Raw genomic sequence first — 2,698 nt, forward strand, 5'->3', positions numbered from 1 at the left:
CGGGGCGTCGTCGGCCAGGCCCAGCGCGCTGCGCAGACCGGGCAGCGCGGCGACCGTGCCGCCCCAGATCTGCTGGGCGCGCAGCATCGCCAGCACCAGGTTCACCCGCGCCTCACCGGTGGGGGCGGCGCCGAGCACGTGCAGGCCGTCCCGGATCTGGGCGTCCTTGACCTCGCACAGCCAGCCGTCCACGTGCAGCAGGAAGTCGTCGAACTCGGCGTCGTGCGGGCGTTCGGTGATGCCGAGGTCGTGGTCGAGCTTGGCGGCCTGGATCAGCGTCCAGATCTGCTGCCGGATCGCGGGCAGCTTCGGCGGGTCCATCGCGGCGATGTTGGCGTGCTCGTCGAGCAGCTGCTCCAGCTTCGCCATGTCGCCGTAGGACTCCGCGCGCGCCATCGGCGGCACCAGGTGGTCGACGATCGTGGCGTGCGCGCGGCGTTTGGCCTGCGCGCCCTCGCCCGGGTCGTTGACCAGGAACGGGTAGATCATCGGCAGGTCGCCCAGCACCGCGTCCGGCGCGCAGGCGGCCGACAGGCCCGCGCTCTTGCCGGACAGCCACTCCAGCGACCCGTGCTTACCCAGGTGGACGACGGCGTGCGCGCCGAACTCCTCCTCCAGCCAGCGGTAGGTGGCCAGGTAGTGGTGGGTGGGCGGCAGGTCCGGATCGTGGTAGATGGCCACCGGGTTCTCGCCGAACCCGCGCGGCGGCTGGATCATCAGTATCACGTTGCCCGCCCGCAGTGAGGCGAGCACGATCTCGTCGTTGTCGACGTAGAGCTCACCCGGCGGCGGACCCCAGTGTTCGATCATCGCCTCGCGCAGCTCGCCGGGCAGCGCGTCGAACCACTCCCGGTAGCGCTGCGCGGGCACCCGGATCGGGTTGCCGGCGAGCTGTTCCTCGGTGAGCCACTCCGGGTCCTGGCCGCCGGCCTCGATGAGCGCGTGGATCAGCGCGTCGCCGTCCGGCTGGTCGGTGCCGGTCGGTTGCACCCCGGGGAAGGTGGCGGCGCCGTCCGGGCCGAAGTCGTAGCCCCGCGCGTGCATCCGGCGCAGCAGTTCCACCGCCGAGGCGGGGGTGTCCAGCCCCACCGCGTTGCCGACACGGGCGTGCTTGGTGGGGTAGGCCGACAGCATCAGCGCGACCCGGCGCTGCTCGGGCGGGGTGTGCCGCAGGCGGGCGTGGGCCAGCGCGATCCCGGCCACGCGGGCGGCGCGCTCGGCGTCCGGGACGTAGCGGGGCAGGCCGTCGGCGTCGGTCTCCTTGAACGAGAACGGCACCGTGATCAGCCTGCCGTCGAACTCCGGCACGGCCATCTGATTGCCCGCGTCCATCGGGGACAGGCCGTCGTCGTTGGCCTCCCAGGTGGCGCGGTCGCTGGTCAGGCACATCGCCTGCAGGGTGGGCACGTCCAGCTCGGCCAGGTCGGCCACGTCCCAGGACTCGTCGTCGCCGCCCGCGCTCGCGCCCGCCGGGCGGGTGCCGCCCGCGGCGAGCACCGTCACTAGCAGGACGTCCGCCGTGCGCAGTTCGTCCAGCATCTCCGGCTCGCGCGAGCGCAGCGAGGCGCAGAAGATCGGCATCGGCCGCCCGCCCGCGGCCCGCACCTGCTCGGCCAGCGTCTCCACGAACGCCGTGTTCCCGGCCAGGTGGTGCGCCCGGTAGTAGATGATCCCCACCACCGGCCGCGAGTCGCCACCCAATGCCCGCGAGTCGCCACCCAGTGACGCCGACTCGACGCTCCACGACGCCGAGTCGACGCCATGGTCCGCCGAGTTGCCACCCGGTGCACGCGAGTCGACGACCTGGGCCGCCGAGTCGGCGTCCTGGACTATCGACTCGCGGTCCTGGGCCGGCGACTCGCGGTCCTGGGCCGGCGACTCGCGGTCCTGGGGTGTCGACTCGCCGGGGAGGGGGAGGTGGCCCCAGGAGGGTTGGGGGACCGGGGGTGTGAAGCCCTCGCCGGTGAGCAGGAGGGTGTCGGAGAGGAAGCGGTGCAGTTCGGTGAGGTTGTCCGGACCGCCGTGCGCCAGGTACGCGTGCGCCTCGGTGGCCGTGCCCGCGGGCACGGTGGACAGGGCCATCAGCTCCGCGTCCGGGGTCTGCTCGCCCCCGAGCACCACGACGTGCGCGCCGGATTCCCGCACGGTACGCAGCCCCTGCTCCCAGGTGCGCTCGGTGCCGAGGATGCGCACCACCACGACGGGCACGTCGCGCAGCAGACCGGGCAGGTCGTCGAGGTCGAGACGGGCCGGGTTCGCCAGCCGGTAGTCGGCCCCACCGGCCCGTGCACTCAACAGGTCTGTGTCCGAAGTGGACAGCAAGAGAATCACGACGTTCAGCCCTCCCTGGTCCGCTCCACTGTCGTGGCGGCGGCGCGTGGTCGTCAAGGTGATCTGTTCGACCGTGCACACGAGCGGCGACGGGCACGCACGGCCACGCTCTACAGTAGGGGCCGTGTCCCCACCGAACCGTCCGCGTGCCGACGCCTGCCCGGGTGTCGTGACCACGCACGAAGCCGCCGACGGCGCGCTGGCGCGGATCCGCGTGCCCGGCGGGGTGCTGACTCCAGCACAGGCCCGCGCGCTGGCGGCGTCCGCCGAGAGCGTGGCCGACGGTGACGTTCACCTCACCTCGCGCGGCAATCTGCAACTGCGCGGGGTGCGCGACGCCGCCGCGCTGGCGCGCGACCTCGGCGCG

The 2,698-nt window shown here is 73.2% G+C and carries 1 protein-coding gene and 1 pseudogene; one reads left to right on the top strand and one right to left on the bottom strand.

Annotated features, from left to right (window positions below):
- The coding region (locus SACPADRAFT_RS0213420) for a cobaltochelatase subunit CobN (RefSeq protein WP_007027191.1) at nucleotides 1-2,331 on the bottom strand (2,331 nt) is incomplete at its 3' end.
- Between the two features lie 124 nt (nucleotides 2,332-2,455).
- Between SACPADRAFT_RS0213420 and SACPADRAFT_RS0213425 the strand changes: the two are divergent.
- A pseudogene (locus tag SACPADRAFT_RS0213425) lies at nucleotides 2,456-2,698 on the top strand (precorrin-3B synthase); the annotation flags it as partial.

This window comes from Saccharomonospora iraqiensis subsp. paurometabolica YIM 90007 (genome assembly GCF_000231035.2).
Classification (GTDB): domain Bacteria; phylum Actinomycetota; class Actinomycetes; order Mycobacteriales; family Pseudonocardiaceae; genus Saccharomonospora; species Saccharomonospora paurometabolica.